The following is a 26715-nucleotide window of genomic DNA, read 5'->3' on the forward strand; positions in this document are numbered from 1 at the left end:
CACAAAGAGAGGGAATGTCATGAAAAAGGCCTGGTTAGTGCCGGTCGCGGTCGGCCTCGTCGCCGCCTTGCCCACCCCGTCGACCGCCGCATCCCACCCCGCGTCCCACCCCGCGTCCCACCCCGCACCCCGCCCCGCCCATCTTGCCCACCTCACCTCCTCGACCACCGCACCCCGCCCCGCGACCGCCACCCCGTCCCCGCAGCCGTCCGTGTCCCCGCAACCGTTCGGGGCACAGCAGCCGTCCGCATCCCCGCAGCCGTCACCAAGGGAGCAGTCCCCGCAGCCGTCCCCGGCGCAGCAGCCGTCCGTGTCCCCGCAGCCGCACGCTCACGCCGCACCCCTTCGTGCCGACGTCGACCGCCCCCGGCCGGGCAAGGCGCGCCCGCTTCCCAAGGCGCCCACGAGCGCCATCGAGGTCGAGGGCACCGCCAGGGCGCTGGCCGCGGCGAGCGGGAAGGTCGCGCTCAGGGCGCTGGTCGTCGGCGTCGACGGCGACGACTTCGGCCTGGCCACCTGGAAGGCGGTCCTCGACCGGGTCGGCATGCCGTACGACGTGGTGGAGAGCCGGTCGCAGCCGCTGCCCGCGCTGGTCAGGGAGGACGGCACCGGCAGGTACGACGCGGTCCTGCTCACCGACAACGCGCTGCTGTACGACGACGGCGGCGGGTTCGTCAGCGGGCTCGACGCCGGCGAGTGGAACGCGCTGTGGGCCTACGAGCGCGACTTCCAGGTCAGGCAGGTCTCGCTGTACACCGCCTACGGCGCCTTCCCCGAGGACTACTGCCTGCGGCCGGGCAGCGAGGGCGGGGTCGGCGCGACCCCCGTGACCGCCACGCTCACGCCGGCCGGCGCGGCCGTCTTCGACGATCTCAAGGGCACGGTCCCGATCAGCCAGTCCTACGTCTACCGCGCCGTGATCGGGCAGGGCTGCCAGGCCGAGCCCATCCTCACGGTCGGCAGCGATGTCGTGGGGGTCCGGAGCAACTCGGCCGACGGCCGCGAGCGGATGGCGCTGACGTTCACCTCGAACCAGTACCTGCCGCAGGCCGACCTGCTCACCTACGGCCTGCTGCGCTGGGCGACCCGCGGCGTGATGCTGGGCGAGCGCCGCCACTACCTCAACGTCGACGTGGACGACTGGTTTTCGCACACCTCGCACCTGCGGACCGACGGGACGGTCGACGACGACCCCGGCTTCAGGATCAGCCGCAACGACGCCGACGGCACCTACAACCAGCAGCAGAACTTCCGCACCGCCCACCCGCTCGCGGCGGGCTTCCGGCTCAACGTGGCCTACAACGGCGAGGGCGCCAACCCGAACGCGCCCAAGACGTGCATCCTCACCCTGCTCAGCCCCGACCCGCTGACCAGCTACTCCAGGTGCAGGGCGAGCGCGTTCTCGTGGATCAACCACACCTTCAGCCACCCGAAGATGAACACCACCGACTACCAGACCAGTTACAAGGAGATCGTCGACAACCTCACCAGGGCCCAGCAGCTGGGGCTGGCCGTCGACAGGACCGTGCTGAAGACGGGTGAGTACTCCGGTCTCGGCGTCTACCATCCCGACCCGGCCAACGACATCGACCCGCCCACCGACCACGGCCTGGCCGCCTCCAACCCCGCCCTGCTCCAGGCGGCCAAGGCGGCGGGCGTGAAGTACCTGCACGGCAACATGTCGTTCGCCAGTCACCGGCCGGCCTGCTTCAACTGCGGGATCCGCCACCCGCTCGAGCCGTCGCTGCTGGTCGTGCCGGACTGGCCGACCAACGTGGCCTACCACGTGACGACCCCCGCCGAGCAGACCGTGTTCTACAACTCCTACTACGGCCCGAACGGCAGGTTCCCCTACTGGCCGACGAACCAGACCTACACCCAGATCGTGGGACATGAGAGCGACGTCGCGCTCCAGCACGTCATGTCCGGCTCGGTCTACACGCACACCTTCCACCAGGGCAACCTGAGAGGCACGCCCAACCTCGTCTTCGACTGGCTCAACGCGGTGATGACGAAGTACAGGGGCTACTACAAGGTGCCCGTGCTCACCCCGACCTGGACCGAGCTGGCCGGCCACGTCGAGGCGCGCACCGCCCACTTCGCCGCGCTCCAGCAGGTGGACGCCGTGTTCGACAGGCAGGCGGCGACGGTCACCTTCACCTCCTCCGCGGCGGGAGCGGTGTTCGCGACCAACGCCGGCGCGAACGCCACGCCGTACGGGACAGACAGGATCGCGCGGATCACGCTCACGCCGGTTGCGCCGGTGACGGTTCCCGCGAGCGTGCGCCCGTGAGGGTGACGCTCGTCTCCGAGGGCACCTACCCGTTCGCCATGGGGGGTGTGAGCGTCTGGATGGACCAGCTCATCCGCGGCATGCCGGACTACCGCTGGGACGTCGTGACGCTCACCGTGGACGGGGCGGAACGTCCGATGTGGGACAGGCCGAGCAATCTGGACAAGGTGACCGCGGTGCCGCTGTGGCGCCCGCAGGCCAGGCGGCCCGCGCCGGTGCCTCCGGCGTACGAGGAGTTCCTGCGGCTCATCCTCACCCCCGCGGTGATGGGGGAGGGCAGCCGGGCGTTCCTCGCGGTCCTGCGCGAGCTGTCCGGCTGCGAGGACCTGCTCGGCGCGCTGACCGGCTCGCGGGCGCTCACCCTGCTGATGGACCGCTGGTACGGCCACCGCATGGACGGCATCAACCTGGCCGACGCCATCACCGCGGCCCACCTGCTCGGCCACATGCTCCGCCCGCTCACCGAGCCGCCCGCCCGCTCCGACCTGACGCACGTGGCGATGAACGGGCTGTCGATGCTCGTCGCGATGGCCGCCAAGTGGCGGTACGGCACGCCGATCGTGCTGTCCGAGCACGGCGTGTACCTGCGGGAGCGGTACCTGCAGTACCTCACGGAGCCCGCCTCGCACGCGGTGCGGGTGCTGCTGCTGAGCTTCTTCAGGCGCCTGGCCGGCGCGTCGTACGCGATCGCCGACCGGATCGCCCCGCACTCCTCCTACAACAAGCGCTGGCAGCTCAGGGGCGGCGCCGACCACGAGCGGATCAGGGTGATGTACAACGGCGTCGACCCCGCCGACTTCCCCGTCGCCGCGGGCGAGCCCGACCGGCCCACGCTGGTGTTCATGGGCCGGATCGACCCGCTCAAGGACATCCACACGCTGATCCGCGCCTTCGCCGTCGTCCGCGACAAGCTGCCCGAGGCGCGCTTACGGATCTTCGGCGGGGTGCCGGAGGGCAACGAGTCGTACCACGCCGGCTGCGTGTCGCTGGTCGAGGAGCTCGGCCTGGAGGCGTCGGTCGTCTTCGAGGGCCGGGTCACGCTGCCGCTTGAGGCCTACCACGCCGGCCACGTGGTGGCGCTGACCAGCATCTCCGAGGGTTTCCCCTACACCGTGGTGGAGGCGATGGCCTGCGGCAGGCCGGTGGTGTGCACGAACGTGGGCGGGGTGGCCGAGGCGGTGGCGGACGCGGGCCTCGTCGTCGCGCCGCGCGACCACCTGGCCGTGGCCGGGGCGGCGCTCACGCTGCTGACCGACGGGCCGCTCAGGCGCAGGCTCGGCGCGCTGGCCCGGCTGCGCGTCATGGACAGGTTCACGCTGCGGCAGTCGCTGGCCGACTACCGGGGCGTCTACCGGGAAGTCATGGCATGAAGATCATCATTGCGCCGCTCGACGAGCTGGTCGAGCACCTGCGCCCCCGCCTCTCCCAGGCGGTGGAGCCTCTGCAGGTGGCCGCCGCGCTGGAGTCGGAGGGCCTCAACGACAAGGTGGCGCGGGAGCGCTACGGCCATCCGGACGTCTTCGCGCTGGCCGAAGCCGTGTATGCCCGGCTGAGCAGGGACGAGCCCGAGCCCGCGGCGCCCGCCTTCCCCGTCGCGGCGTGGCGGTCTCTCGTGCACGGTCCGCTCTACGCGATGCCCGCCGCCCTGCTGCCCGCGGTGAGCGCGCTGGTCGGCGTCCGCTGGCTGATGCCCGGACTGGTCGTCACGACCGGGATCGGCTGGGTGCTCGGCTCGGTGCTGTCGCGGATGGCCTACGGGCTGACCGGGCGCGGCTCGCCGGGCTCGGCCGCCAGGACGCTGCGCTGGGGGCTGGCCGCCGGCGTGGTCCTCGCGGGCGGTACGGCGACGCTGTGGGACGGGCCCGCCGCGATCGTCCTGGTGGCCGTCGCGCAGCTGACGTTCCAGATCGGCTCGGGGATCCTGCTGTTCCACCGCCGCGAGGGCCTGCTGGCCGTCCTCATGCTGCCCGCCACGGGAGCGGGGGTCCTCTACGTGGCCGTGGGTCACCCGCCGGTGGCGCTGATGGCGGTGGCGCTGGGCGCGGTGTCGATCGGGGCCGTCGCGTGCGCCGCGGTCCTGCTGACCAGGCCGTCGCGGGCGGACGGCCGGCCGCGCCTCGACGGGGAGCTCGGCGTCGCGGCCCTCTACAGCGGGCTGACCGCCGCCTTCCTGCTCCAGGCCGAGGCCGCCTACGTCGTGGCCAGGCCCGACCTGGCGATCACCGGGGCGGGCCTCGTGCTGGGGATGGGCGTGCTGGAGTGGCGGGCCCATCGGTTCGAGTGGGCGGTGCGCCGCGTGATCAGGCAGGTCTGCTACCCGGCCGAGTTCACCGCCCAGGGGCACCGGCTGCTGGCGCGCGGGCTCGGCGGGTGCCTGGCGGCGCTGGCCGTCCTCACCGCGGTGCCGGTGGCCTTCACGCAGGTGAGCCCGCCGGTCGTGGTGATGGCCGCGGCGCACGTGCTGCTCGGCGGCGCCTACTTCGTGGCCTTCCTGCTGGCCAACCAGGGCAGGCTGACCGAACTCTGCCTGGCCCAGGGCGCCGCGCTGCTGCTGCACCCCGGCCTGGGCCTGTTGCTGCCCGGGAACGTGCTCGCCGACGTGCTGCTGTTCCTCGCGGCCTGCCTGCTGTTCCTGTCCGCCCTGCTGGCCCTCATGTCGCGCGGCCTCGGGGACGTCTGGCACTACCGCTGAGAAGGAGCGCCCGTGAAACCCATCTGCTTCTACTACGGCGACGGCCGGCTCGACCGGCTCGCCGGCTACGACAAGGTCGTCCTGCAGACCGGCTTCTACGGCGCGGCGCAGCTCGACGTGCTGAAGCGCCAGGGCGTGCACACGCTCGGCTACCTGTCGCTGTCGGAGGACGTCGGGCCGCCCGCGCCGTGGCAGCGGCCCGAGCGCAACCCGGACTGGGGCGGCGCGTTCGTCCACGTGGGCGATCCGGGCTGGGTCGCCCACGTGGTCGACCAGGCCAAGGCGGCGATCGCGACCGGCTTCACCGGGCTGTTCCTCGACACGCTCAACCTGGAGCAGACCTACCCCGAGGACCTGCCGCACCTGCTCGCCCTCATCGCGGCGATCAGGGAGGAGGCAGGGCCCGACTACCTGCTGGCCAACCGGGGCTTCGGGCTGCTGCCCCGGATGGCCGAGCTGGTCGACGGCATCCTGTTCGAGTCGTTCTCCGCGCGCTGGGTCGACGAGCACTCCTACGCGCCGTGGCCCGACGACGTGCTGGAGGTGCACGCCGCGGTGGCCGAACGGCTCCTGGAGCACGACCTCGACCTGTACGCGCTGGACTACGCCGACACCGACGAGCTGGCCGACTTCGCCCACCGGCGGGCCACGGAGTACGGCATGCTCTGCTTCGTCAGCGACCGCGTCCTGTCGCGCGCCTAGCCCGGGTCCGCCGCCCGAACGGGCTGTCCGGCCGGGGTGAGCGTGATCGCCCCCGACGGGCAGAGGGTCGCCGCCCTGCGGACGGCGGCCTCGTGTTCCGGCGGCGGCACCGGTTCGAGCAGGATCACCCGGCCGTCGTCCTCGCTCTGGTCGAACACCGTCTCGACGGTGAGCGCGCACATGCCCGCTCCGCAGCAGCGCTCCCTGTCCACGTCGATCCGCATGGCCTACTCCTCGTCCCAGGTCACGGGGAGCCGGTGCACGCCGTAGATCATCATGTCGGTGCGCAGCGGCACCTCCTCCGGCGGTACGGCGAGCCGCAGCGTCGGGAACCTGGCGAACAGCGCGGGCAGGCCGACCCGCATCTCGACCCTGGCCAGCTGCTGGCCGAGACACTGGTGGATGCCGTGGCCGAAGGCCACGTGACCGGCGGTGGCCCGGCCCAGGTCGAGCGTGTCGGGGTCGGCGAAGTGCGCGGGATCGCGGTTGGCGGCGGGGATGGAGACCGTGACCGACTGCCCCGCCTTGACGAGTTGCCCGCCGATCTCGACGTCCTCGAGGGCGGCCCTGACAGTGCCGGGGACGATGCTCAGGTAGCGCAGGAGCTCCTCGACGGCCTTGTCGGCGAGGTCGGGGTCCGCGCGCAGGGCGGCGAGCTGGTCGGGGTGGTCCATGAGCGCGTAGGCGCCGAGCGCCAGCATGTTCGCGGTGGTCTCGAATCCGGCGCCCATCAGGACGCCGCCGATGTTGGTCAGCTCCTCGTCGGTCAGGTCGGTGCCGCTGATCAGGTCGCCGAGCAGGTCGTCGGTGGGCTCGGCGCGCTTGGCGCGCACCAGCTCCGCCATGAAGGACTGGATCGCGCCGAAGGTGGCGATCTTCTCCTCGGTAGGGACCTCCAGGCTCATCAGCTTGGACATGTCGCTCTGGAAACCGGCACGGGCCGCCGTCGGCACGCCGAGCAGCTCGCAGATGACCAGGCCGGGGATGGGCAGCGCGAACGCCTCCATCAGCTCGGCCGGCGGGCCCTGCCGGTCCATGGCGTCGAGGTGCTCGGCGGTGATCTCCTCGATCCGCCCGGTCAGCCTGCGCATCCGGCGGACGGTGAACTGGCCGGTCAGCAGGTGCCGGTAGCGGGTGTGCTCGGGCGGGTCCATCGAGGTGAAGATCCCGGGCGGCGCGGGTTGCGCCGGGCCCCCGCGGGTGCCGGCCAGCGGGTTGTGGATGAGGTCGGACCGGTGGCTGAAACGGGGATCGGCCAGGACGGCCCGCACCAGGGCGTGGCTGGTGACCAGCCAGCCGACGTGGCCGTCGGGGTAGGTCATGGGGCTGATCGGATGGTCCTGGCGCAGCCCGGCGAGTTCCTTCGGCGGGTCGAAGGGACAGCCGGCGGCGCGGGTGACCGGCATCGGCGCCGGCTCGGGGGACGAAGGTCCTGACATGTCATTCCTTCCCAGACTTGGCGGATACGTGACGGAGGAGGCCTCAGCCGGCCGGGATGTCGCGACGGCGCAGGCCGAGGAGGCCGAGCAGCACGAGCGCCGCGGCCATGACCGTCAGGACGGCGAGCGGCGGCACCGCGAACTCCCCTCCGGGAAGCTGCGGGATGTGGTTGAACACCGACAGGTCCAGCACCCACCGGCTGAGCTGCAGCTCGCCGCCCAGCCAGCCGAGCAGCAGGCTGGCGAGCAGCACCGCGAACGCGCCCGCCGCCAGGCGGGGCCACAGGCCGAACAGCGCGAACCCCAGCCCCGCGAACAGCCACACCGCGGGCAGCTGGACGAGCGCGGCGGCCAGGATCCGAGGCAGGTCGCGGCCGAGATCGCCGGTGTTGAGCCCGTGCGCGAAGCCGGCGGCCGCCCCGAAGGCGGCCAGCCCCAGCACCGGGCCGAGCAGGACGAAGACGAGGTGGCCGCCCGCCCACCGCAGCCGGTCGACGGGCGCGGCGAGCAGGGGTTCGGCGCGCCCGCCGCTCTCCTCCGCCCTGAGCCGCAGCGCGGTCTGGATCGCGAACCCGGCGTTGATCACGGCGAACATGGTCATCATGCCGACCAGGTACTGGTCGACGACCGTGCCAGGGCCGCCCAGCCGGGCCAGGACCTCGCGTGCGGCGGGGGAGCCGTTGTTCATGAGCTCGCCGATGCTCTCGGCGATGCCGCCGAGGCCGAGACCGACCACTGCCAGGCCCGCGGTCCTGCCGGCCAGCGATCCGCGGTGCAGCCGCCAGGCCAGCCCCAGGGGCGAACGCAGTCCCGGCGGGGCGACGGCGGGGCCGACCCTGGCCGCGAGCAGCCCGTTGCCGAGGTCTCGCCGTCCGGACAGGGCGACGGCCGCCGCGGTGAGCGCGACGGTGGCGCCCACGGCGAGCGCGATGATCCACCAGCGCTCGCCGTGGAAGGGCTGCAGCCGGTGCGCCCAGCCGATCGGCGACAGCCAGGACAGCCAGCCCAGCCGGCCGCCGGACAGCCCGCTGACGTCGCCGATCCCGCGCAGCAGGAAGGCGACGGCCAGGACGACGACGGCGATGCCCCGGGCGGTGCCCGCGCCCGCGCTGAGCTGGGCGGCCACCGCGCCGATCGCGGCGAACACCCATCCGGCGGTGGCCAGCTCGAAGCCGTAGGCGAGCGATCCCGCCGCGGGCAGGCCCTGGCCGATCATGGCCAGTGCCGAGACCGCGCCCAGAGCTAGGCAGGCCCCGCAGGCCATGAGGAGAGCGGCGGCGATGGTCGCGTGCCGGGAGACGGCGGTCGAGCCGATCAGCTCGAGTCTGCCGGCCTCCTCCTCGGTCCTGGTGTGCCTGACGACGGTCAGGAGGGCGACGAGGCCGATCATGATGGGGACGAAGCCGGAGCGCCAGGTGACCATCTCGCCGAGGGTGGAGCCGTGCAGCGGGCCGTACGCCACGGTGAAGGCGGTGTTGTGCAGGCTCGTCTCCATGTACTCATGGCGGGCCTGCGCGGTGGGGTAGGCGCCGTTGAAGGCGGCCACGAACACCGGTGGGACCATGCAGGGGAACAGCACCCACAGCGGTAGCAGCCACCGGTCGCGGCGCACCGCGAGGCGGATCAACCGCCCCGTACCGGTCAGCGCCGTACCGGTCAGGGCGGTCATCGGGCCGCCCCCGAGTGCTTTCCGTTGCCCGCCGCGGCCCGGTCGTAGTGCCGAAGGAACAGCTCCTCCAGCGTGGGCGGGTGGCTGACGAGGCTGCGCACCCCGGCCGCGGAAAGGCGGCTCAGCGCCGGGCCGAGCGCGGCGGAGTCGACGTCGAAGCGGATCCTGCCGTCGTCGGCGCGCACGTCGTGGACGCCCGGCAGGCCGGCCAGCCCGTGCGGCGGGCCGTCGAGCTCGGCCTGGATGGTGGTGCGGGTCAGGTGCCGCAGCTCGGAGAGCGTGCCGGTCTCGACGGTACGGCCGTCGCGGATGATGGTGACCCTGTCGCACAGCGCCTCGACCTCGGACAGGATGTGGCTCGACAGCAGCACGGTCCTGCCGCCGCGCCGTACCTCCTCCCTCACGGTCTCGCGGAAGACCTCCTCCATCAGCGGGTCCAGGCCGGAGGTCGGCTCGTCGAGGATGAGCAGGTCGACGTCGGAGGCGAAGGCCGCCACGAGCGCCACCTTCTGCCGGTTGCCCTTGGAGTAGGCGCGCCCCTTCTTGCGGGGGTCGAGGTCGAAGCGCTCCAGCAGGTCGGCGCGGCGGCGCGGGTCCAGCCCGCCGCGCAGCCGGCCGAGCAGGTCGATCACCTCCCCGCCCGAGAGGTTGGGCCACAGCGTGACGTCGCCGGGCACGTAGGCCAGCCTGCGGTGCAGCGCCGTGGCGTCGGCCCACGGGTCGCCGCCGAGCAGGCGGGCGGTCCCCGCGTCGGCGCGCATCAGGCCCAGCAGGATCCGGATCGTGGTGCTCTTGCCGGCACCGTTGGGCCCCAGGAAGCCGTGGACCTCTCCGGTGCGTACGGCGAGGTCCAGGCCGTCCAGTGCCGTGGTGGAGCCGAACGTCTTGACCAATCCCGCCACCGAGACGGCGTCAGTCATGGTGATGCTCCTCGTGTTGGCGGAGCGTTTTCTGGGGAGCTCCGCGCTCTGTCGTGGTCCGCTCGGGCTGGAGCCGGTCGAGCGCCGCTCTGGCCTCGGCGGCTTCCTCCAGGCTGAGCATGGGGTGCGAGTAGAGGTCGATGAGGGCCCGGGCCAGCAGCAGGTCGCCCTCGGGGGTGGACAGGTCGACGCCCATGCCCCTGGAGACGTGCTTGCGCAGGACCGCGACGGCCAGCGCCATGGCGGTGCCGATGGTGGCCCTGACCTTCCTGTCGATGTCGGGGACGTCGGGACGCCTCGCGTCGGCGTCGGCCAGCCACTGCTCGCTGAGCTCGACCATCTCGTCGAAGACGACCTCGGCCGATCCTTCCACCAGCGCGCGGGCCAGGTAGCGCTGGTAGGGGCCCATCGCGGTGTTGGCGGTGGCGACGGGGTTGGATCTGTCGAGCGCGTAGCCCGATCTGACCTCGTCGTTCAGCCTGCGGATCATCTTGGTCAGGTACGCGTCGCAGGCCTCACGCAGCGCCTGCTTGGAGCCGAAGTGGTGGCGCACCAGGCCTGACGACACGCCGGCGGTCTCGGCGATGCCTCTGATCGTGGCCCGTTCGAACCCGTGCTCGGCGAAGTGCTGCATCGCGGCGTCCCTGATGCGGGCGCGCGCGGTGAGGTCCTCGGGGTCGGGTCCGGTGGTGGTCACGCTCATCCGTCCTATCCATGTGTATAGGTCACTACTCGCTCATGTAAGAGGCTACACATGTGTGTAGTGGGTGTCCAGCCGCCGTTTTCTCAAGGTGGTCCGTACCGGTATTGACCGGGATGCGAGTGGGTGATCTTATGTGTCCAAAGCTGCACCCTTGTGGGGTGGAATGCTCAAAGGAGGACGCGTGCCCCCCAAACGTCCCGTTCTGATTACCCTTGTGACAGCCCTAGCCGCCTCTTCTCTCCTCACCGTCATGCCTGCCCAGGCAGCTCCCACCGATCTCGCCGACCGGCTCTACCCCACTCCGCAGGAGGTCACGGCCGGCGGCGACGACTTCCCCCTCACCCCCGTCGTGGGGCTGGTCCGTACCAGCAGAAGCGACCCGCAGGCCGAGACCGTCGTCAGGAAGGCGCTGCAGGCGGCGGGGGTCAGGCGGATCGAGACGACCGACGGCGCGGACCCGAAGACGCCCGTCACGCTCTGGCTGGGCGGCGGCAGCGACCGGCTGGGGGTGAAGGGCCCCGAAGGGCTTCCCGCCGAGGGCTACGTGCTGGCGACGGGCAAGGGCGCGGGCGGTGGCACGCACATCGCGCTCGACGGCGTCGACGCCGACGGCACCTACTACGCCGCGCTGACCTTCGCCCAGCTCGTCCGCAAGCGCCGCGGTACGGACCGGGTGCCCGGCGTGGTCGTGCGCGACTGGCCGTCCATGGCCTACCGGGGCTCTATCGAGGGCTTCTACGGCACGCCGTGGTCCCACCAGGACCGGCTGGACCATCTCGACCACCTCGGCGCGCACCGGATGAACACCTACGAGTACGCGCCCAAGGACGACCCCTACCACCGCGACAAGTGGCGGGAGCCGTACCCGCAGGACAAGCTGGCGCAGCTCGGCGAGCTGGTCACGCGGGCCCGCGCCAACCGGGTCGACTTCACCTTCGCGATCTCGCCGGGCCTGTCCATCTGCTACACCTCGGCCGGCGACGTGAACAGCCTGCTGGCCAAGTTCGACGCCATCTACGCGCTCGGCGGCAGGTCGTTCAACGTCGCGCTGGACGACATCGACCCCAACCGGTGGAACTGCGAGGGCGACCGCGCGAAGTACGGCGCCAAGGGGCCGGGCTGGGCGCAGACCGACCTGCTCAACACGGTGCAGGGCTGGGCGCGGGGCAAGGGCGACGTGGCGCCGCTGCAGACCGTGCCGACCGAGTACTACGACGCCACCGACACGCCCTACAAGAAGGCGTTCAGGGACAACCTCGACCCCGAGGTGATCGTCCACTGGACGGGCTGGGGCGTGGTCCCGGCCGCGATACTCAAGCGCGAGGCCGCCGCGGCGCGGGCGGTGTACGGCCACAAGATCCTGGTGTGGGACAACTACCCGGTCAACGACTACATCCCCGGGCGGCTGCCGATGGCCGCCTACACCGGCCGCGAGAACGGCCTGTCCGAGAGCCTGACCGGCATCATCTCCAACCCGATGAACCAGGCGGCCGTCAGCAAGGTCGCCCTCTACTCCTTCGGCGACTTCGGATGGAACGACCGCGCCTACGACGCCGAGCGGTCGTGGCTGCGCGCGCTGTCCGAGGTGGCCGGCGGCGACCAGGCGACCGTCCAGGCGCTGCGCGACTTCGCCGACCTCAACACCTTCGACGGCACGCTGCACGCCAGGCAGGCGCCCGTCCTGGCCGCCGCGATCGCCAAGGGCGAGGGGCTGCGCGCGCTCGCCGAGCGGTACGCCAAGGCCGCCGACCTGATCGCCCGAGGGGTGGCCGACCGGGCCTTCCTGGAGGAGGCGAAGTCGTGGCTCGACGCCGCCAGGCTGTGGACGACGGCCATGGTCAAGGCCCTCGACCTGGCCGACGCCGTCCGCGCCGACGACGGCGGGCGCGCGCTGGCCCTGCGCGGCGAGATCGCCAGGCTCGTCGCCGACGCCAAGGCCATCAGGGATGTACGGCAGCCGCACGCCACCACCTTCCCCAAGGTCGGCGACGGGGTGATCGACAGGTTCGTCACCGACGCCCTCAAGGCCCACGACGCCTGGGTCGGGGTCGACGCCCGGCGCCCGATCGCCTCGAGCACCCTCGCCGTCTACTCCGGGCACCTGCCCGAGTTCATGACCGACCGCGATCTCGGCACCTTCTACTGGAGCACCGCCCCGCCCGGCCCCGGCGACGCGGTGACCGTGGACCTCGGCTCGGCCAGGACCATCGGTGACGTCGCGGTGCTGATGGGCAAGAGCTCGAGCCCGGACGACTACATCCACGCGGGCGTCCTGGAGCACTCCCTCGACGGCGTGGGCTGGACCGAGCTGACCACCGGCACAACCGCCGAGGTCAGGGCCAAGGCGCCGGAGGGCACCCTGGCCCGCTACGTCCGCTACCGCTCGACCGGCGGGCAGGACAACTGGCTGGTCGTCCGCGAGTTCGAGGTCGCCACGCTCGACGAGGGCGAGACCAGGCTCACCGCGAGCGGCGCGCCCGCGGGCAACCTGGCGGCCACCGTCGACGGCGACCTCGACACCGTCTACACCGCGTCGGCGGCTCCCGCCGGCGGCGAGGCCCTGCAGGTGACGCTGTCCAGGACGCGGCAGATCGACAAGGTGATCGTCGTCGGCACCGGGTCCGCCGAGGTGCAGGTCAGGACGGACGGCCAGTGGCGGGGGATCGGCGCGCTGGCCGGGCCGTACACCGAGCTGGACGCCGCCGGCGTGCGGGGCGACGCCGTACGGCTGGCCTGGACGGCGGGGAGCGCGGCGCCGCGGATCGCCGAGGTCGTCCCGCGCTACGCCGACGTGCCGGCCGTCGACCTCACGGTCGCACCCGCCGCTGTGGCGGCCACGGCGGGCGGGAAGGCGAGCGCGGCCGCCGTGCTGACGTCGCGCCTGGCCAGGCCGGTCGAGGGGACGCTCGCGGTGAGCGCGCCCGACGGCTGGACCGTCGCCCCGGCGGACAAGCGGCTCACCGTGCCCCGCGGCGGACAGGTCACCGTCCCGCTGGAGATCACGCCGCCGGCCGGGGCGGCGGGCCGTACCGAGACGGTGACGGTGCGCTTCGGCGAGGTGAAGACCGAGGTGAAGGTGGCCGTCCACCGGCCGGTGGCGCAGGCCAACCTGGCGCTCGGCAGGCCCGTCACCGCCTCCAGCGTCGAGAACGGCACGGCGTTCGAGGCGGCCAAGGCGGTGGACGGCGACGCCGGCACCCGCTGGTCGTCCAAGGCCGCCGACGGCGAATGGCTGCGGGTGGAGCTGGCCCAGGCGACCGACATCGGCAAGGTGGTGCTGCGCTGGGAGACCGCGCACGCCGCCGCCTACCGCGTCGAGGTCTCCGCCGACGGCACCACCTGGCAGCCGGTCGCCGACGTGAGCGCCGGTGACGGCGGGGTGGACGAGCTGTGGATCGACACGCCGAACAGCGCGCGCTTCGTGCGCATGCAAGGGGTACGGCGGGCCACGGGCTTCGGCTACTCGCTGTGGGAGATGGAGGTCCACGCCGCCACCTGACCGGCGGGGGTGCGGGCCGTCCGGCCCGCACCCCCGCCTCGTTTGCCGAGTCGGGATGAGCGATTGGTCTTGCGTGGACTGCCTGGGGGCAACGGAACAACCATGAGGAACGGGATGAGTGTCAGGCGACTGGAATCGATGCTCCCGTTCCTCAGCAGGGACCTGGCCATCGATCTGGGCACCGCCGCCACCCGCATCCACGTGCGCGGCAAGGGCATCATGCTCAACGAGCCGTCCCTCGTCGCCGTCGACTCCGAGACCGGGCAGTTCGTCGCGTTCGGCGCGGAGGCCGGCAGGCAGCGGGCCGGGGTGGTCACCGTACGGCCGGTCAGGAACGGCGCGATCGTCGAGCCCGACGCGGCCCGCGTGATGCTCCGCCACTTCGTGCACAAGGTGCACGGCCACCCGTACGCCAGGCCGAGGATGACGATCGCGGTCCCGGGCGGGATCACCGCGATCGAGCGGAGGGTGATGGTGGAGGCGGCCTACGAGGCGCAGGCCCGCCAGATCATCTTCATGGAGCAGCCGCTGGCCGCGGCGCTCGGCGCGGGCCTGGAGCTGGGCGACCCGATGGCGGCCATCGTCGTGGACGTCGGCAGCGGCACCACGGACGTGGCCGCGGTGTCGATGGGCAGGGCGGTGGCCGTCCGGTCGATGCGGACGGGCGGCGAGGCGATGGACGCGGCGATCAGGCTGGAGGTCCGCCGCGCCCACGGCATCGTCATCGACGACCGGACGGCCGAGACGCTCAAGGAGCAGATCGGCTCGGCCTGCGAGCCGTCCGCGGGCCGGCGGATGGAGGTGAACGGTACCCATCCGCGGCACGGTGCGCCGATGTCGGCCATGGTGTCGGCGGAATGCGTGCACGAGGCGCTCGACCCGGCGGTGCGGGCGATCGTCGAGGCGGTGCGCGAGGTGCTGGAGTCGTGCTCGCCGGAGATCGCCGCCGACGTGGCCAGGCGCGGCCTGCTGCTGACGGGCGGCGGCGCGCTGCTGAGCGGGCTGCCCAGGAGGCTGCGCCGCGATCTGGGCATCCCGGTCGACTTGGTGAACCGGCCCCAGCACACGGTGGCGCTGGGCCTGGGCATGTGGGCGGCGCGCAACTAACCGGGCATCCGCTCCAGCAGGCTCTTCATGTCGTCGGCGTGCTCCTCCTCCTTCGCCAGGAGCTCCTCGAAGACGCGGCGCGTGGTGACGTCCTTGTCGCCGAGCCACTGGATGATCTCGGTGTAGGCGGCGATGGCGATGCGTTCGGCGACCAGATCCTCCTTGATCATCTCGGTGAGTCCGGGGCTGGCGTCGTACTGCGAGTGCGAGCGGGCGGTGAGCGTGTCGGGGTTGAGGTCGGGCTGGCCGCCGAGCTGCACGATCCTGGCGGCCAGCTTGTCGGCGTGCTCCTGCTCCTCGGCAGCGTGCTCCAGGAACTCGGCGGCGACCGACTCGGCCATGATGCCGGTGGCGGTGTAGTAGTGGCGCTTGTAGCGGAGCACGCAGACGATCTCGGTCGCCAGCGCCTCGTTGCACACCTGGATCACCCGATCCAGGTCCGCCCCGTAGGCGTCGGTGATGGGGCCCTTGCCGATCTCGGCCCTGGCGCGCTCGCGGATGGTCTTGATGTCGGTCAGGAACTCAGCCATGGCCCGCATATGCCCTCCCTGTCCGAAGTGACGCACCAGCGGCCCGCAAAGGATGGCCCTGCACTTCGTGTACGGCCCGCGGCCGGCGCGCTCTACAGGTAGAGCCGCAGCAGGTCGTCCTCGGTCTCGCGGCGGACGATCGCGCGGGCCGCGCCGTCCCGCACCGCCACGACGGGCGGCCGGGTCACGTGGTTGTAGTTGCTGGCCATGGAGCGCTGGTAGGCGCCCGACACCGGTACGGCCAGCAGGTCGCCTGGCCGGACGTCGTCAGGCAGCGGCAGATCCCTGACCAGCACGTCGCCGCTCTCGCAGTGCTTGCCTACCACGGTGAACGGGCTGAGCGGCGCGTCGGAGGCGCGGTTGGCCAGCGAGGCGGTGTAGGCGGCGCCGTACATGCCGGGGCGGGGGTTGTCGCTCATGCCGCCGTTCACGCTCACGAACCCGCCCTTGATCGTGCCGATCTCGTAGAGCGCCACCGTGGACGGCCCCGCGATGGACCTGCCGGGCTCGACGGCCAGGTGCAGGCCCACCGTCTCCTTCCTGAGCACCGTGAGCAGCTCGGCGGGCGTCGGCGGGGTGGGGTCGTCCGGCGTGTAGGCGATGCCGAGGCCGCCGCCCAGGTCGAGCCTGGTGACGCCGACGGACGCGGCGAACTCGGACATGCGGGCGGCGGCGACGCCGAAGCCGTCCAGTTCGGTGATCTGCGAGCCGATGTGGGAGTGCAGGCCGTACAGCTCCAGCGAGGGCTCGGCGGTCACCCGCTCCACCGCGAGCGCGGCCGCGCCGGCGCTCAGCGAGAAGCCGAACTTGGAGTCCTCGCCGCCGGTGGCGATGAAGGCGTGGGTGTGCGGGTCGACGCCCGGCGTCACCCTGATCATCACCCGCTGCCGGACGCCCAGCGAGGCGGCGATCGCGGCGAGCCTGGCGATCTCGGTGAAGGAGTCGACGACGACGCAGCCGATGCCCCACGCCACGGCGCGGCGCAGCTCGGCGGGCGACTTGTTGTTGCCGTGGAAGACGACCCGCTCGGGCGGCATCCCGCCGGCCATGGCCACCGCGAGCTCCCCGCCCGTGCAGACGTCGAGGGACAGGCCGAGCCGGTCGAGCCAGCGCACCACCTCGGGGCACAGGAACGCCTTGCCGCCGTAGTGGACGTCACCGTCCGGCAGCGCGTCCAGCCACGCCCGCGCGCGGGCGGTGAAGTCGGCCTCGTCCAGCACGTAGGCGGGCGTGCCGTACACACGGGCCAGCTCGACCGCGCCGATGCCGCCGAGATGCAGCTCCCCGCCGTCCCACGTCGCGGTCTGGGGCCAGATGTCCAAGCTCATGAGGCGCGAGCGTAAGCAACCCCGACGCCTCGCAGGGCGGAGCGTCGATGGATTCGTTGGTGAGGGTCGCATGCCTTCACGAGGCTTGGTGGCGCATGACCGCCTGGCCACGATGTGGAGCCATGCGAAAACACCTGGTCATCGCCCTGGCGGCGGTCTGCGCGCTGGGCGCGGGATGCGGGAGGTCCACCTCGGGTACGGCGGCGCCCACGCCGCCCTCCTCGACCGGCAAGAGCGCCAAGGACCTCGTCCCCGACGCCGTGCGGAAGTCGGGCGAGCTGCGGATGGCGACCTCGGAGGGCTACCCGCCGATGGAGATGTACAAGCCGGGCACCCAGGAGATGACCGGCGTCGACGCCGACCTGGCCGTCGCCGTCGGGGCGCGGCTCGGGTTGCGGACCCGCATCATCAACGCCTCCTTCGACGGCCTCATCCCGGGGCTGCAGGGCGGCAGGTGGGACATCGCCATGGCCGCGCTCAGCGATCTGGAGCAGCGCCGCAAGGCCGTCGACTTCGTCGACTACTTCAACGCCGGCGGCTCGATCATGGTCAGGAAGGGCAACCCCGAAGGCATCAAGACCCTCGCCGACCTGTGCGGCAAGAAGGTCGTCCTGGCCAAGGGCAGCTCCAACCTGGAGATCGGCAAGCGCCAGAACGACAAGTGCGCGCAGAAGATGGAGATCATGCAGAGCGAGGACGCCCCGACCGGCCTGCTCACCATCGACTCCGGCCGCACGGTCGCCACGATCGTCGACTCGCCCGTGGCCGCCATGTACGCCAAGGAGACCGGCAAGTACGAGGTCCTCGCCGAGCAGTACGACGCCGGACCGTGGGGCATCGCGATCGACAAGAAGCAGACCGGCCTGCGCGACGCCGTCGCCAAGGCGCTGCAGGAGCTGATCGACAGCGGCGAGTACGGCAAGATCCTGGAGAAGTACGGCACGACGGCGAACGCCGTGGCCAAGGTCACGATCAACACCGGCGCATGACGGAGCTTCGGATCGAGGCGGTGAAACCGCCCAGGCCGGGACGGCTCGTCGCGGCGGTGCTGGCGGCGCTGGTGATGGCGTGGCTGATCTACACCGTCATCGTCAACCCCAACCTGCACTGGGACGTGATCGCCGAGTTCCTGCTGGACGGGCGCATCCTGGGCGGCCTGTGGATCACGATCGCGCTCACCGCGCTGTCCATGGTCATCGGCGTCGGCCTCGGCGTGCTCGCCGCCGTCATGCAGCTGTCGGACAGCCCCGTGCTGCGCGGCGCGGCCGGCCTGTACACCTGGTTCTTCCGCGGCACGCCGCTGCTGGTGCAGCTCATCTTCTGGTTCAACATCGGCCTGGTCTTCCCCGAGATCGGGATCGGCGTCCCGTTCGGCGGGCCGATGTTCCTCCAGTGGCCGGCCAACGAGCTGATCACGCCGTTCACGGCGGCGCTGCTCGGGCTGACCATCAACGAGGGCGCCTACATGGCCGAGATCGTCCGCGCCGGCATCCGCTCGGTCGATCCCGGCCAGCGGGAGGCGGCCGAGTCGCTCGGCATGACGCACCGGCAGATCCTGCGCAGGGTCGTGCTGCCCCAGGCGATGCGGGTGATCATCCCGCCGACCGGCAACCAGTTCATCTCGATGCTGAAGACCACCTCGATGGTCTCCGTCATCTCCGGCGCCGAGCTGCTGACCGTCTCCCAGCGGATCTACCTGGACAACTTCGAGGTCATCGCGCTGCTGGTGGTCGCCTCGACGTGGTACCTGCTGCTCACCAGCGTGGCCACCGTCGGCCAGCGCTTCCTGGAGAGGAGGTTCAGCCGTGGCCACTAGCATGGTGAAGATCGAGTCGGTCAGGAAGCGCTTCGGGCAGCTCGAGGTGCTGAAGGGCGTCAGCCTCGACGTGCCGGCCGGCTCGGTGGTCTGCGTGGTGGGTCCCTCCGGTTCCGGCAAGTCGACGCTGCTGCGCTGCGTCAACCGGCTGGAGACGATCGACGCGGGCCGGGTGTGGGTGGACGGCGAGCTCATGGGCTTCGCCGAGAAGGGCGGCAGGCTGCACCTGCTGCGGCCCGACGAGCTGTGCCGGCAGCGGCAGGAGATCGGCATGGTCTTCCAGCGCTTCCACCTGTTCCCGCACATGACCGCGCTGGAGAACGTCATGGAGGGCCCGTGCACGGTCAAGCGCGTCTCGAAGGCCGCGGCCACCTCCCGTGCGCTCGCGTTGCTCGACCGGGTGGGCCTGGCCGACAGGGCGGGGCACTACCCCCGGCAGCTGTCGGGCGGCCAGCAGCAGCGGGTCGCGATCGCGCGCAGCCTGGCCATGAACCCGAAGCTCATGCTGTTCGACGAGCCGACCAGCGCGCTCGACCCCGAACTGGTGCAGGAGGTGTTGCAGGTCATGCGCGACCTGGCGGCCAGCGGGATGACGATGATCGTGGTCACCCACGAGATGGGGTTCGCCAGGGAGGCGGGCGACCACCTGGTGTTCATCGACGACGGCGTGATCGTGGAGGAGGGCCCGCCCCGCGAGGTGCTGTCCCAGCCGCGTCACGAACGCACCCGCGCCTTCCTCGGGCAGGTCTTGTGAACGGCGCACTCCTCGGGAAGGGTTCGGCTCCGTGAGCCTCGACGTACTGATCAGCGGTGGCCTGGTGGCCGACGGGACGGGCGCGCCGTTGCGCCGGGCCGACGTCGGCGTCACCGGTGACCGCCTCGTCCTGCTGCCCAAGGGCGGCCCGGCCGACGGCGGGGGAGCGCGGGTGATCGACGCCACCGGGCTGGTGGTCGCTCCCGGCTTCATCGACGTCCACACTCACTCCGACGGGGTGTCCCTGCTCGGCGAGGCGGGCAGGCAGCTGGCCGCCGCCCCCGTGCGCATGGGTGTCACCGTGGAGATCTGCGGCAACTGCGGGTCGAGCCTGTTTCCCGCGCTGCCCGAGCGGGTGCCGGCGCTGAGCCGGTCCAGCAGGGCGGGCTTCGGCGGCGACATCCCGATATTTCAGGACTACGGGGCGTTCGTGGAGGCGCACGAGCGGGCCCCGCGGTCCAACCATCTGACCTCCCTCGTCGGCCACGGCACCCTCCGCGCCGGCGTGCTCGGCTACGAGGACCGCCCTGCCACCCCGGCCGAACTCGACACCATGTGCGCGTTGCTGGACGACGCGCTGGCCGCCGGGGCGGCGGGCCTGTCCACGGGGCTCATCTACACCCCCGGCACCTACGGCGACACGGCCGAGGTGGTCGCGCTGGCCAGGGTCGCGGCCAGGTACGGCAAGCCGTACGTCACCCACCTGAGAGACGAGATGTCCCGCGTCGAGCAGGCGCTGGAGGAGGCCGTCGAGATCGCCCGCAGGAGCGGGGCCGCGCTGCACGTCAGCCACCACAAGACCGCAGGCAGGCACGCCTGGGGCAGAACCCGGCGGACGCTCCCGCGCATCGCCGAGCTGCGGGCCCAGGGCATGGACGTCACCTGCGACGTCTACCCCTACACCGAGGGCAGCACGTCGCTGTCGGCGATGTTCCCCCCGTGGGCCAACGACGGCGGCACCGAGGCGTTGCTCGAACGGCTGCGCGACCCCCTCCAGCGCGACCGGATGCGCCGGGCGATCGAGGAGGGCGTGCCCGGCTGGGAGAACACGGTCGGCAACGGCGGATGGGATCGCATCTCCGTCGCCTGCGCCGTCAACCATCCCGAGGTCGAGGGCCGCACCATCGCCGAGCTGGGCGGCGACCCCGTGGACACCGCCGCCGAGCTGCTCCTCGCCGAGGAGGGCGAGGTGACGATCATCAGCCACTCGATGCGCGAGGACGACGTCCAGCGGGTTCTGGCCAGCGAGTTCGCCATGATCGGCTCGGACGGCGTGCCCAAGCCAGGTCATCCGCACCCGCGCCTGGCCGGCACCTTCCCCAGGGTGCTCGGCCGCTACTCCCGCGACCAGGGCCTGTTCCCGCTGGAGGTCGCCGTCCACAAGATGACCGGCATGGCGGCCGACAGGTTCGGGCTCACCGGCAGGGGAGTCGTGCGCGACGGCGCGCACGCCGACCTGGTGCTGCTCGACCCCGAGACGGTGGCCGACGGCGCCACCTACGCCGATCCGCTGCTGCCGCCCACCGGCATCCGGGCCGTCGTCGTGGCGGGCCGGGTCGCCGTGGAAGACGGCACGCTCACCGAAGACAGACCAGGAAGGATCATCGGGCGGTGAACGACATCACGCTCGCCGTGGCGACGCGCGATCTGGTGACGGGAGAGTTCCACGGCGTCAACGAGGACGCCGAGCTGCCGCTGGCCAGCGTCGGCAAGCTGCTCCTGCTGGCCGAGGTGGCGATGAGCATCGAAGGCGGCATCCTCCACCCCGACACGCCCGTGACGCTGCACGAGGACGACTACTGCGGCGGCTCGGGGCTGCTGCTGTCGCTGTCCGGGCGCAGCTGGACGATCGGCGACCTGGCCCTGCTGACCGCCGCGATCAGCGACAACACCGCCACCAACGCCCTGCTGCGCAGGGTCGGCGTGGACCGGGTCAACGCGGCGGCCGCCGCCCTCGGCCTGTCGAGAACCCGGCTGCTCGACCGCATCAGGGAGCCGCGCGGCCCCGAGGATCCGCCGACGTTCGCGATCGGCACCGCCGCCGAGCTCTCCGGCCTGGCCGCGCTCGTCGCGGGTGCGGGCGGCTGGCAGGTGCTCATGCGCGGCTGGATGCAGCAGAACACCGACCACAGCCTCGTCCCCGCCCTGGTCAGGCACGATCCCGAAGGCGGCTGGCTGGCCAACAAGACCGGCACCGACGACGGCGTCAGGTCCGACGTCGGGATCATGGACGGGCGGATCGCCTACGCCGTGCTCGCCCACGGTCCCTCGGGCAGCGAGCACGAGCTGGCGTCCGCCGTACGGCAGGCGGGGCTGGACATCGCGGCCCGCCTCAGCGCAACGAGGGCTCCAGCGAGTTCCTGAGCTGCGCCGAGGCCGTGCGCAGGTAGGCGAGGAAGGACCGGGCGGCCGGGTTCGGGTTGGTCGGCCGCCTGGCCACGCCGATCCTGCGGAACAGGTTCGGCGTGGCCAGGCGGCAGGTGGTCAGCCCCGTCGCGCCCTGCAGGCCGAGGCTCGGCACCAGCGCGACGCCGAGCCCGGCCCGCACCAGGCCGATCGTCACCTCGTAGTGGTCGCTGCGGCAGCGGATCTGCGGCGAGAAGCCCTCCAGCGTGCTGGCCCGCTCGAGGATCGACACCGGGTGCTCGGCGCCGAACGTGGTGATCCACGGCTCGTCGGCCAGGTCGGCCAGCCGTACCCTGGGCCGCTGGGCGGCGGGGTGGCCGGCCGGCACGACCAGGAGCTGCGGCTCGTCGAACAGGTGCACCACCTCCACCCCTTCGGGGCACTGCCACGGGTCGAGGGCGTGCTCGAAGACCACCAGCACGTCGAGCGCGCCGCGCTCCAGATCGGGCAGCAGCTCGTACGGCTGGCCCTCCACCAGGTCGAGCGCCACCTTGGGATACCGGGAGGCGAACCGCGACAGCGCCAGCGGCAGCAGCCGGTAGCCCGCGGAGGCGAAGAAGCCGATGCGCAGCTCACCGGCGTCCACCCTGGCCTGGGCGAGCAGGTCCTTCTCCGCCGCCTCGATGATGTCCACCACCTCCTGCGCGCGGATGGCGAGGCGGCGTCCGGCCTCGGTCAGCCGCAGGCTCTGCGCGTTGCGCTCGACCAGGCCGACACCCGCCTCCTGCTCCAGGCGGGACAGCTGGTGGGACACCGCGGACGGCGACAGCTTCAACACTCTCGCGGCACCGGCGATGCTGCCCGTCCTGAACACCTCAAGCAGGACACGCAGCCGGTTACTACTCAACACGTGACCAAGAGTATGAGCCTGATCACCGAACCGCACCAGCGGTGTCGGCACGCTCCCGCCGCGACGGGCGTCATCGGGATCCACGCGCGACATCCCAGAGCGGGGCGGGCGACGGTCAGGAGCACATGCCGGCCGGGTACGGCCGGCCGGGGAACAGCCGCCGCCAGCCCGCCTCGTCCAGCGCGCCGCCCGCCTTCGCGCAGACGGCCTTGGCGGCCAGCGCCGGGTCGACGGGGCTCTCCCGCACGGTGCCGTCCTCCCGCAGGCCGATCAGCCTCGCGCCGTCGGCGCTGAAGGCCACGTCGGCGATGTCCTGGCCCAGCGGCACCCTGCTGATCTCGCGCAGCGTCGTGGCGTCCCACAACGTGGTGTGGTCGCCGCCCAGCGCCAGCAGCGTGCCGTCCGGCGAGAACCTGATGCTGGCGCCCGGCACCGCACGCCTGACCGTCTGCGGGGGCCAGGTGCTCAGCCTCCACACCGCGAAGAAGTCGGCGTCGATCACGAAGGCGGCCGTGCGGCCGTCGGGAGCGAAAGCGCCGGCGAAAGTGCTGCCGCCCAGTTCGGTGACCTTGCCCGACGACAGGTCCACCAGGTCGCGTCCCGCGAACAGCCGCCTGCCGTCGGGGGAGAAGACCAGCGGCCGGGCGATCGTGGCGAGCGGGCCCATGATCGGCTCGCCCTCCGGCACGCTCCAGATTCTCAGCTCGCCCGCGGCCGAGATGGCCAGCCGCCGGCCGTCGGCCGACAGCGCCACGTCGTCGACCGGGCCGGTGGGGATCGCGAGGACCTGGGCGCGGCTCGCCACGTCCCAGACCGTGGTGTCCTGCCCGCCCACCGCCACTAACCTGGCCGCGCCGTCGAAGGAGAGCTCGCCCGCCACGGGGAGGCCGCCCATGAGCTCGCCCGTCGCCGTGTCGTGCAGGTCGGTCCGCTGTCCCCGCTGGACGGCGGCGACGCTGCCGTCGGGGGAGAGCAGCCGCTGCGGCGGTGCGCCGGCGAAGAACCGGCGGCCGGCGCTGAGCGCGATCGTCTCCTGCCGGCGGGGCGCGTCGGCCAGGACGTCGGAGACGTCGATGGAGTGCACGGTGCCGCCCTCCACCGTGTAGCGGATCGCCCTGCCGTCGGCCGAGAAGGCGAACTCTCCTGCCGCCTTCTCGGCCGGATAGGTGCCGAGCAGCTGGCCGTCGGACAGCCGCCACAACCGGACCGTCTGCCCGAACTCCGGCTCGGGCCACGTCCGGCTCGTCTCGGGGGGCGGCTGGGAGGGCTGGTCCGACACCGGCCCGGTCCAGGCGGCGGGCCCCGGTTCCAGCTCGCCGGGTTCGAGCGGTTCGAGCAGGAAGCGGCCGTCGGGCGAGAACGACTGCGGTCCCCACCACCCCCCGGCGTCCCGCTCGTGGTCGGCCAGGCGCGCCTTGACGGTGCCGGTGGCCGTGTCGAGCAGGGTGCCGCCGATCATCAGGCGGCGCCCGTCGGGGCTGAAGGCCGTGACCGGCGGCAGCTCGACGTCGGCCGCGCCGACGAGCGGCTCGCCCGCGTGGGTGTAGAGGCGCACGCGCCGGGTGAGGTCCCACACCTGGACCCGGCCCGAGGCGGCGGAGACCGCGGCCCACCTGCCGTCGGGGGAGGTGGCGACGGTCGCCTGGGTGACGTCGAGGAGCGGGGGGCCGCCCTCGGTCGAGTAGAGCCGGGTGCGGTGGCCGGTGGTGACGCCGAGGAGCCCGCCCCGCGCGTACAGCGCGGGCCTGCCGCCTGGCCAGGTGCCCCGGACGGGTGCCCCGGTGGTCAGGTCCCACACGCGGACCGCCTCGGCGTCGCCCGCGGCGTAGAACCTGCCGTCACCGGACAGCGCGGTCCACCCGTCGGCGGGCACGGGCAGTCGGTACTCGCCGGCCAGCTTCCTCGTGGCCAGATCCCAGCGCCGCAGCCGGTCGTTCCGCCGGCCGAGCAGGCTGGTGCCGTCGTCGGCGAGGCGGTAGGCCGTGCCGGCCACCGGCTCGGGGTCGCTGAAGGTGTCGAGGTCGCTCTGGCCGAGCGAGCGCTGCAGGGCGTTGCGGGCCTCCGGCACCGGCGCCAGGGTCCACGCGGCCACGCTCAGCTTCATCGCGGTCATGGGGTCCGCGCTGCGCAGGCTCTCGGCGCGCGCCGCCACCTCCCTGGCGCTCTCGTGGGCCGCGTCGCTGGAGCCGTCGCCGGACGTGCCGCGGGACGGTTCGCGCGCCGCGTCGCGGGAGGGGTCGTGGGCCGCGCCGGCCAGGTCGCTCGTGCCCGCCTGCCGGTGGCGGGACAGCCCGTCCGTCACGGTCACCACCGTCGCCGCCAGCGCCACCGCCACGGCCGCGGCCAGCCCCGCCACCAGCATCCTGCGTCTGTGCCTGCGCCGCCGGAAGGGCGTGACGTCCTCGGCCCACGTGCGCAGCCTCGGCCACGCGTGGAACAGAGCTTGGCTGGCCGGGCCCACCGAGTCGTCGGCGACGGCGACCAGCCTGCCCTCCGGCCGGTCGGCGGGCGGCACCGCGATGCTGCGCCGTACCAGGAGGCCCGCCTCGGTCAGCGCGGCGACCGCCGGGTCGTCGCCGACCTCGGCCAGCGGGAGCCTGCCCGGCTCGCGCATCCGCAGCAGGATCTCCGGGAGCGTCGACTGCTGCTCGGGCGGCAGGCTCTGGTAGACGCGCTCGGCCACGTCGCCGAGCGCGGGCGGGCCCGTCAGCCCCTCCGGCGGCCTGATCTCGGCGGCCAGGTGGGCGCCGACGGCCGGCTCGGCGCTGCCCGTCAGGCCGATCAGCAGCTCGCGCGCCGTGGGCCGGTCGCCGGGCTCCTTGGACAGCGCCCTGGCGGCCAGGGACCTGAGCGGTTCGGGCAGGTCGCTCACGTCGGGATCGACGGTCAGCACCGCGTGCATCAGCTCGCCCAGGCTCTCGGCCGCGAAGGGGTCGCGGCCCGTCGCGGCGAACAGGACGGCCGCCCCCCACGAGAACACGTCCGCGGGCGGCCCCGCGGCGCCCCCGGTGAACACCTCGGGGGTGGGACGCTGCGCGTCGGCGGTGCCGACACCGGTGACCCTGGGACCCTCGGAGCCCAGCCGCAGGCAGCCGGGCCCCAGATGGAGGTGGACGGCGCCCGCGTCGTGGATCGCGACCAGCGCGGTGGCCAGCGCGACCGCGATCCTGTGCAGCGCCTCGCCCGCGTAGGGGCCGGCATGCGCGACCGCCTCCCGCAGGCTGGGCCCCTCGACGAACTCGCTGACCACGTAGCCGGGCCCCGACTCGACCACCCTGGCCACGCAGTGCGGCGCCACCACGGGCGCCCTGCCGCGCGCCATCTTGATCACATAGCGTCTGCCCCCGCGGTCATAGGCGTCGAAGCAGGAGCCGAGCCGTCCCGCCAGCCAGTAGCCGCCCAGCCGGTCGGGATCGTCGGGAAGCAAACGCGTCGTCACTGCAGCTTAGATGCGCCGATCCCGGATTTGGTTGTGACCCATTCGCGGCGCAGCACCGACATGACGATCTCGTCGTGCCACACGCCCTCCCACAGCAGGGCGTCGCGCAGCACACCCTCCACGACGAAGCCGGCCTTCTCGTAGACGTGCCTGGCGCGCTCGTTGAAGGCGTAGACGCCCAGGCTGACCCGGTTGATCGGGGTCGTGGCGAAGACGTGGCCGAGCACCAGCCTGATCGCCTCGGTGCCGAAGCCCTTGCCGAACACCCGCGACCCGATCAGCGCGATCCGCAGGTTGCACGAGAGGTTGTCGGCGTCGAGCTCGTTGAGCACGATCTCGCCGACGTACTCGTCGCCGTGGCAGATCGCCAGGTCGAGCCGGTCGTCGTGGTCCTTGCGGGTGGCGTACCACATCGTGGCGCGCTCGCGGTCCACTCCCGCGCGCGATCCGGTCAGCCGTCTGACCTCCTCGTCGGAGGCCAGTTCGAGCAGGCCGTCGACGTGCTCGGCGCCGACGGGGCGCAGCGTGATCCGCTCCCCGGTCAGGGTGGGTTTGGTGACGAACATGC

At 72.5% G+C, this 26715-nt stretch carries 21 protein-coding genes; 11 read left to right on the forward strand and 10 right to left on the reverse strand.

Translation table 11 applies throughout. The features are described 5' to 3' along the window. Nucleotides 1-310 precede the first annotated feature (310 nt). Genes ACWENQ_RS01135 through ACWENQ_RS01150 form a run of 4 tightly spaced genes read left to right on the forward strand, consistent with a single transcriptional unit; the run spans nucleotide 311 to nucleotide 5687 of the window. A complete protein-coding gene (locus ACWENQ_RS01135; RefSeq protein ID WP_452412532.1) occupies nucleotides 311-2293 on the forward strand; it encodes an Agd3-related carbohydrate deacetylase in 1983 nt (660 codons plus the stop codon). Then, entirely contained in the window at nucleotides 2290-3663 is a 1374-nt protein-coding gene (pelF, locus tag ACWENQ_RS01140; RefSeq protein ID WP_452412533.1) for a GT4 family glycosyltransferase PelF, read from the forward strand. The genes ACWENQ_RS01135 and pelF overlap by 4 nt, the downstream gene beginning before the upstream one ends. Continuing rightward, nucleotides 3660-4985, forward strand: coding sequence for a hypothetical protein (locus ACWENQ_RS01145; protein ID WP_449929413.1), 1326 nt, complete (start codon nucleotides 3660-3662; stop codon nucleotides 4983-4985). Before pelF ends, ACWENQ_RS01145 begins: the two co-directional genes overlap by 4 nt. 12 nt (nucleotides 4986-4997) lie before the next feature. Continuing rightward, nucleotides 4998-5687, forward strand: coding sequence for a hypothetical protein (locus tag ACWENQ_RS01150; RefSeq protein ID WP_449929415.1), 690 nt, complete (start codon nucleotides 4998-5000; stop codon nucleotides 5685-5687). Here the strand turns inward: ACWENQ_RS01150 and ACWENQ_RS01155 are convergent. Genes ACWENQ_RS01155 through ACWENQ_RS01175 form a run of 5 tightly spaced genes read right to left on the reverse strand, consistent with a single transcriptional unit; the run spans nucleotide 5684 to nucleotide 10418 of the window. Then, nucleotides 5684-5911, reverse strand: coding sequence for a ferredoxin (locus ACWENQ_RS01155; RefSeq protein ID WP_452412535.1), 228 nt, complete (start codon nucleotides 5909-5911; stop codon nucleotides 5684-5686). The two genes, ACWENQ_RS01150 and ACWENQ_RS01155, sit on opposite strands and share 4 nt — an antisense overlap. Nucleotides 5912-5914: 3 nt before the next feature. Continuing rightward, the gene (locus ACWENQ_RS01160; protein ID WP_452412537.1) at nucleotides 5915-7126 is read right to left on the reverse strand and encodes a cytochrome P450; all 1212 of its coding nucleotides are present in this window, start codon (nucleotides 7124-7126) and stop codon (nucleotides 5915-5917) included. A 43-nt stretch (nucleotides 7127-7169) separates the two neighbouring features. Then, nucleotides 7170-8795 (reverse strand): ABC transporter permease, encoded by a 1626-nt coding sequence (locus ACWENQ_RS01165; protein WP_452412538.1) that lies wholly within the window; start codon nucleotides 8793-8795, stop codon nucleotides 7170-7172. After that, complete coding sequence (locus ACWENQ_RS01170) at nucleotides 8792-9715, reverse strand: ABC transporter ATP-binding protein (RefSeq protein WP_452412539.1); 924 nt, start codon at nucleotides 9713-9715, stop codon at nucleotides 8792-8794. Before ACWENQ_RS01170 ends, ACWENQ_RS01165 begins: the two co-directional genes overlap by 4 nt. Beyond that, entirely contained in the window at nucleotides 9708-10418 is a 711-nt protein-coding gene (locus ACWENQ_RS01175) for a TetR/AcrR family transcriptional regulator (RefSeq protein WP_452412540.1), read from the reverse strand. The genes ACWENQ_RS01170 and ACWENQ_RS01175 overlap by 8 nt, the downstream gene beginning before the upstream one ends. Before the next feature lie 250 nt (nucleotides 10419-10668). On the opposite strand from ACWENQ_RS01175, the gene ACWENQ_RS01180 reads away from it, so the two are divergent. Continuing rightward, nucleotides 10669-13917 carry a beta-N-acetylglucosaminidase domain-containing protein gene (locus tag ACWENQ_RS01180; RefSeq protein WP_449929427.1) on the forward strand — a complete coding sequence of 1083 codons (3249 nt, stop codon included), beginning with the start codon at nucleotides 10669-10671 and terminating at the stop codon, nucleotides 13915-13917. 114 nt (nucleotides 13918-14031) lie between these two features. Next, nucleotides 14032-15024, forward strand: coding sequence for a rod shape-determining protein MreB (gene mreB, locus ACWENQ_RS01185; protein WP_452412541.1), 993 nt, complete (start codon nucleotides 14032-14034; stop codon nucleotides 15022-15024). Here the strand turns inward: mreB and ACWENQ_RS01190 are convergent. Together ACWENQ_RS01190 and lysA are read right to left on the reverse strand one after the other, a co-directional pair. After that, the gene (locus ACWENQ_RS01190) at nucleotides 15021-15554 is read right to left on the reverse strand and encodes a ferritin-like domain-containing protein (RefSeq protein WP_449917544.1); all 534 of its coding nucleotides are present in this window, start codon (nucleotides 15552-15554) and stop codon (nucleotides 15021-15023) included. The two genes, mreB and ACWENQ_RS01190, sit on opposite strands and share 4 nt — an antisense overlap. 92 nt (nucleotides 15555-15646) lie before the next feature. Continuing rightward, entirely contained in the window at nucleotides 15647-16882 is a 1236-nt protein-coding gene (gene lysA / locus ACWENQ_RS01195) for a diaminopimelate decarboxylase (RefSeq protein WP_452412542.1), read from the reverse strand. A 122-nt stretch (nucleotides 16883-17004) separates the two neighbouring features. On the opposite strand from lysA, the gene ACWENQ_RS01200 reads away from it, so the two are divergent. The 5 genes from ACWENQ_RS01200 to ACWENQ_RS01220 are packed head-to-tail and all read left to right on the forward strand — an operon-like array spanning nucleotide 17005 to nucleotide 21816. Then, nucleotides 17005-17871, forward strand: a complete 867-nt coding sequence (locus ACWENQ_RS01200; protein ID WP_449917539.1) for an ABC transporter substrate-binding protein — start codon at nucleotides 17005-17007, stop codon at nucleotides 17869-17871. Then, entirely contained in the window at nucleotides 17868-18698 is an 831-nt protein-coding gene (locus ACWENQ_RS01205; RefSeq protein ID WP_452412543.1) for an amino acid ABC transporter permease, read from the forward strand. The genes ACWENQ_RS01200 and ACWENQ_RS01205 overlap by 4 nt, the downstream gene beginning before the upstream one ends. A gap of 1 nt (nucleotide 18699) precedes the next feature. Further along, the gene (locus tag ACWENQ_RS01210; protein WP_449917586.1) at nucleotides 18700-19452 is read left to right on the forward strand and encodes an amino acid ABC transporter ATP-binding protein; all 753 of its coding nucleotides are present in this window, start codon (nucleotides 18700-18702) and stop codon (nucleotides 19450-19452) included. Between the two features lie 31 nt (nucleotides 19453-19483). Next, complete coding sequence (locus ACWENQ_RS01215; RefSeq protein WP_452412544.1) at nucleotides 19484-21067, forward strand: N-acyl-D-amino-acid deacylase family protein; 1584 nt, start codon at nucleotides 19484-19486, stop codon at nucleotides 21065-21067. After that, complete coding sequence (locus ACWENQ_RS01220; protein WP_452412545.1) at nucleotides 21064-21816, forward strand: serine hydrolase; 753 nt, start codon at nucleotides 21064-21066, stop codon at nucleotides 21814-21816. Before ACWENQ_RS01215 ends, ACWENQ_RS01220 begins: the two co-directional genes overlap by 4 nt. Here the strand turns inward: ACWENQ_RS01220 and ACWENQ_RS01225 are convergent. The 3 genes from ACWENQ_RS01225 to ACWENQ_RS01235 all read right to left on the reverse strand — a co-directional run bounded on the left by ACWENQ_RS01225 (nucleotide 21785) and on the right by ACWENQ_RS01235 (nucleotide 26713). Beyond that, a complete protein-coding gene (locus tag ACWENQ_RS01225) occupies nucleotides 21785-22708 on the reverse strand; it encodes a LysR family transcriptional regulator (protein WP_354913779.1) in 924 nt (307 codons plus the stop codon). The genes ACWENQ_RS01220 and ACWENQ_RS01225 overlap by 32 nt on opposite strands. 115 nt (nucleotides 22709-22823) lie before the next feature. Then, nucleotides 22824-26147, reverse strand: a complete 3324-nt coding sequence (locus ACWENQ_RS01230; protein WP_452412546.1) for an nSTAND1 domain-containing NTPase — start codon at nucleotides 26145-26147, stop codon at nucleotides 22824-22826. Then, the gene (locus ACWENQ_RS01235) at nucleotides 26144-26713 is read right to left on the reverse strand and encodes a GNAT family N-acetyltransferase (protein ID WP_354913775.1); all 570 of its coding nucleotides are present in this window, start codon (nucleotides 26711-26713) and stop codon (nucleotides 26144-26146) included. Before ACWENQ_RS01235 ends, ACWENQ_RS01230 begins: the two co-directional genes overlap by 4 nt. Between the last annotated feature and the right edge of the window lie 2 nt (nucleotides 26714-26715).

The organism is Nonomuraea sp. NPDC004354 (assembly GCF_053602555.1).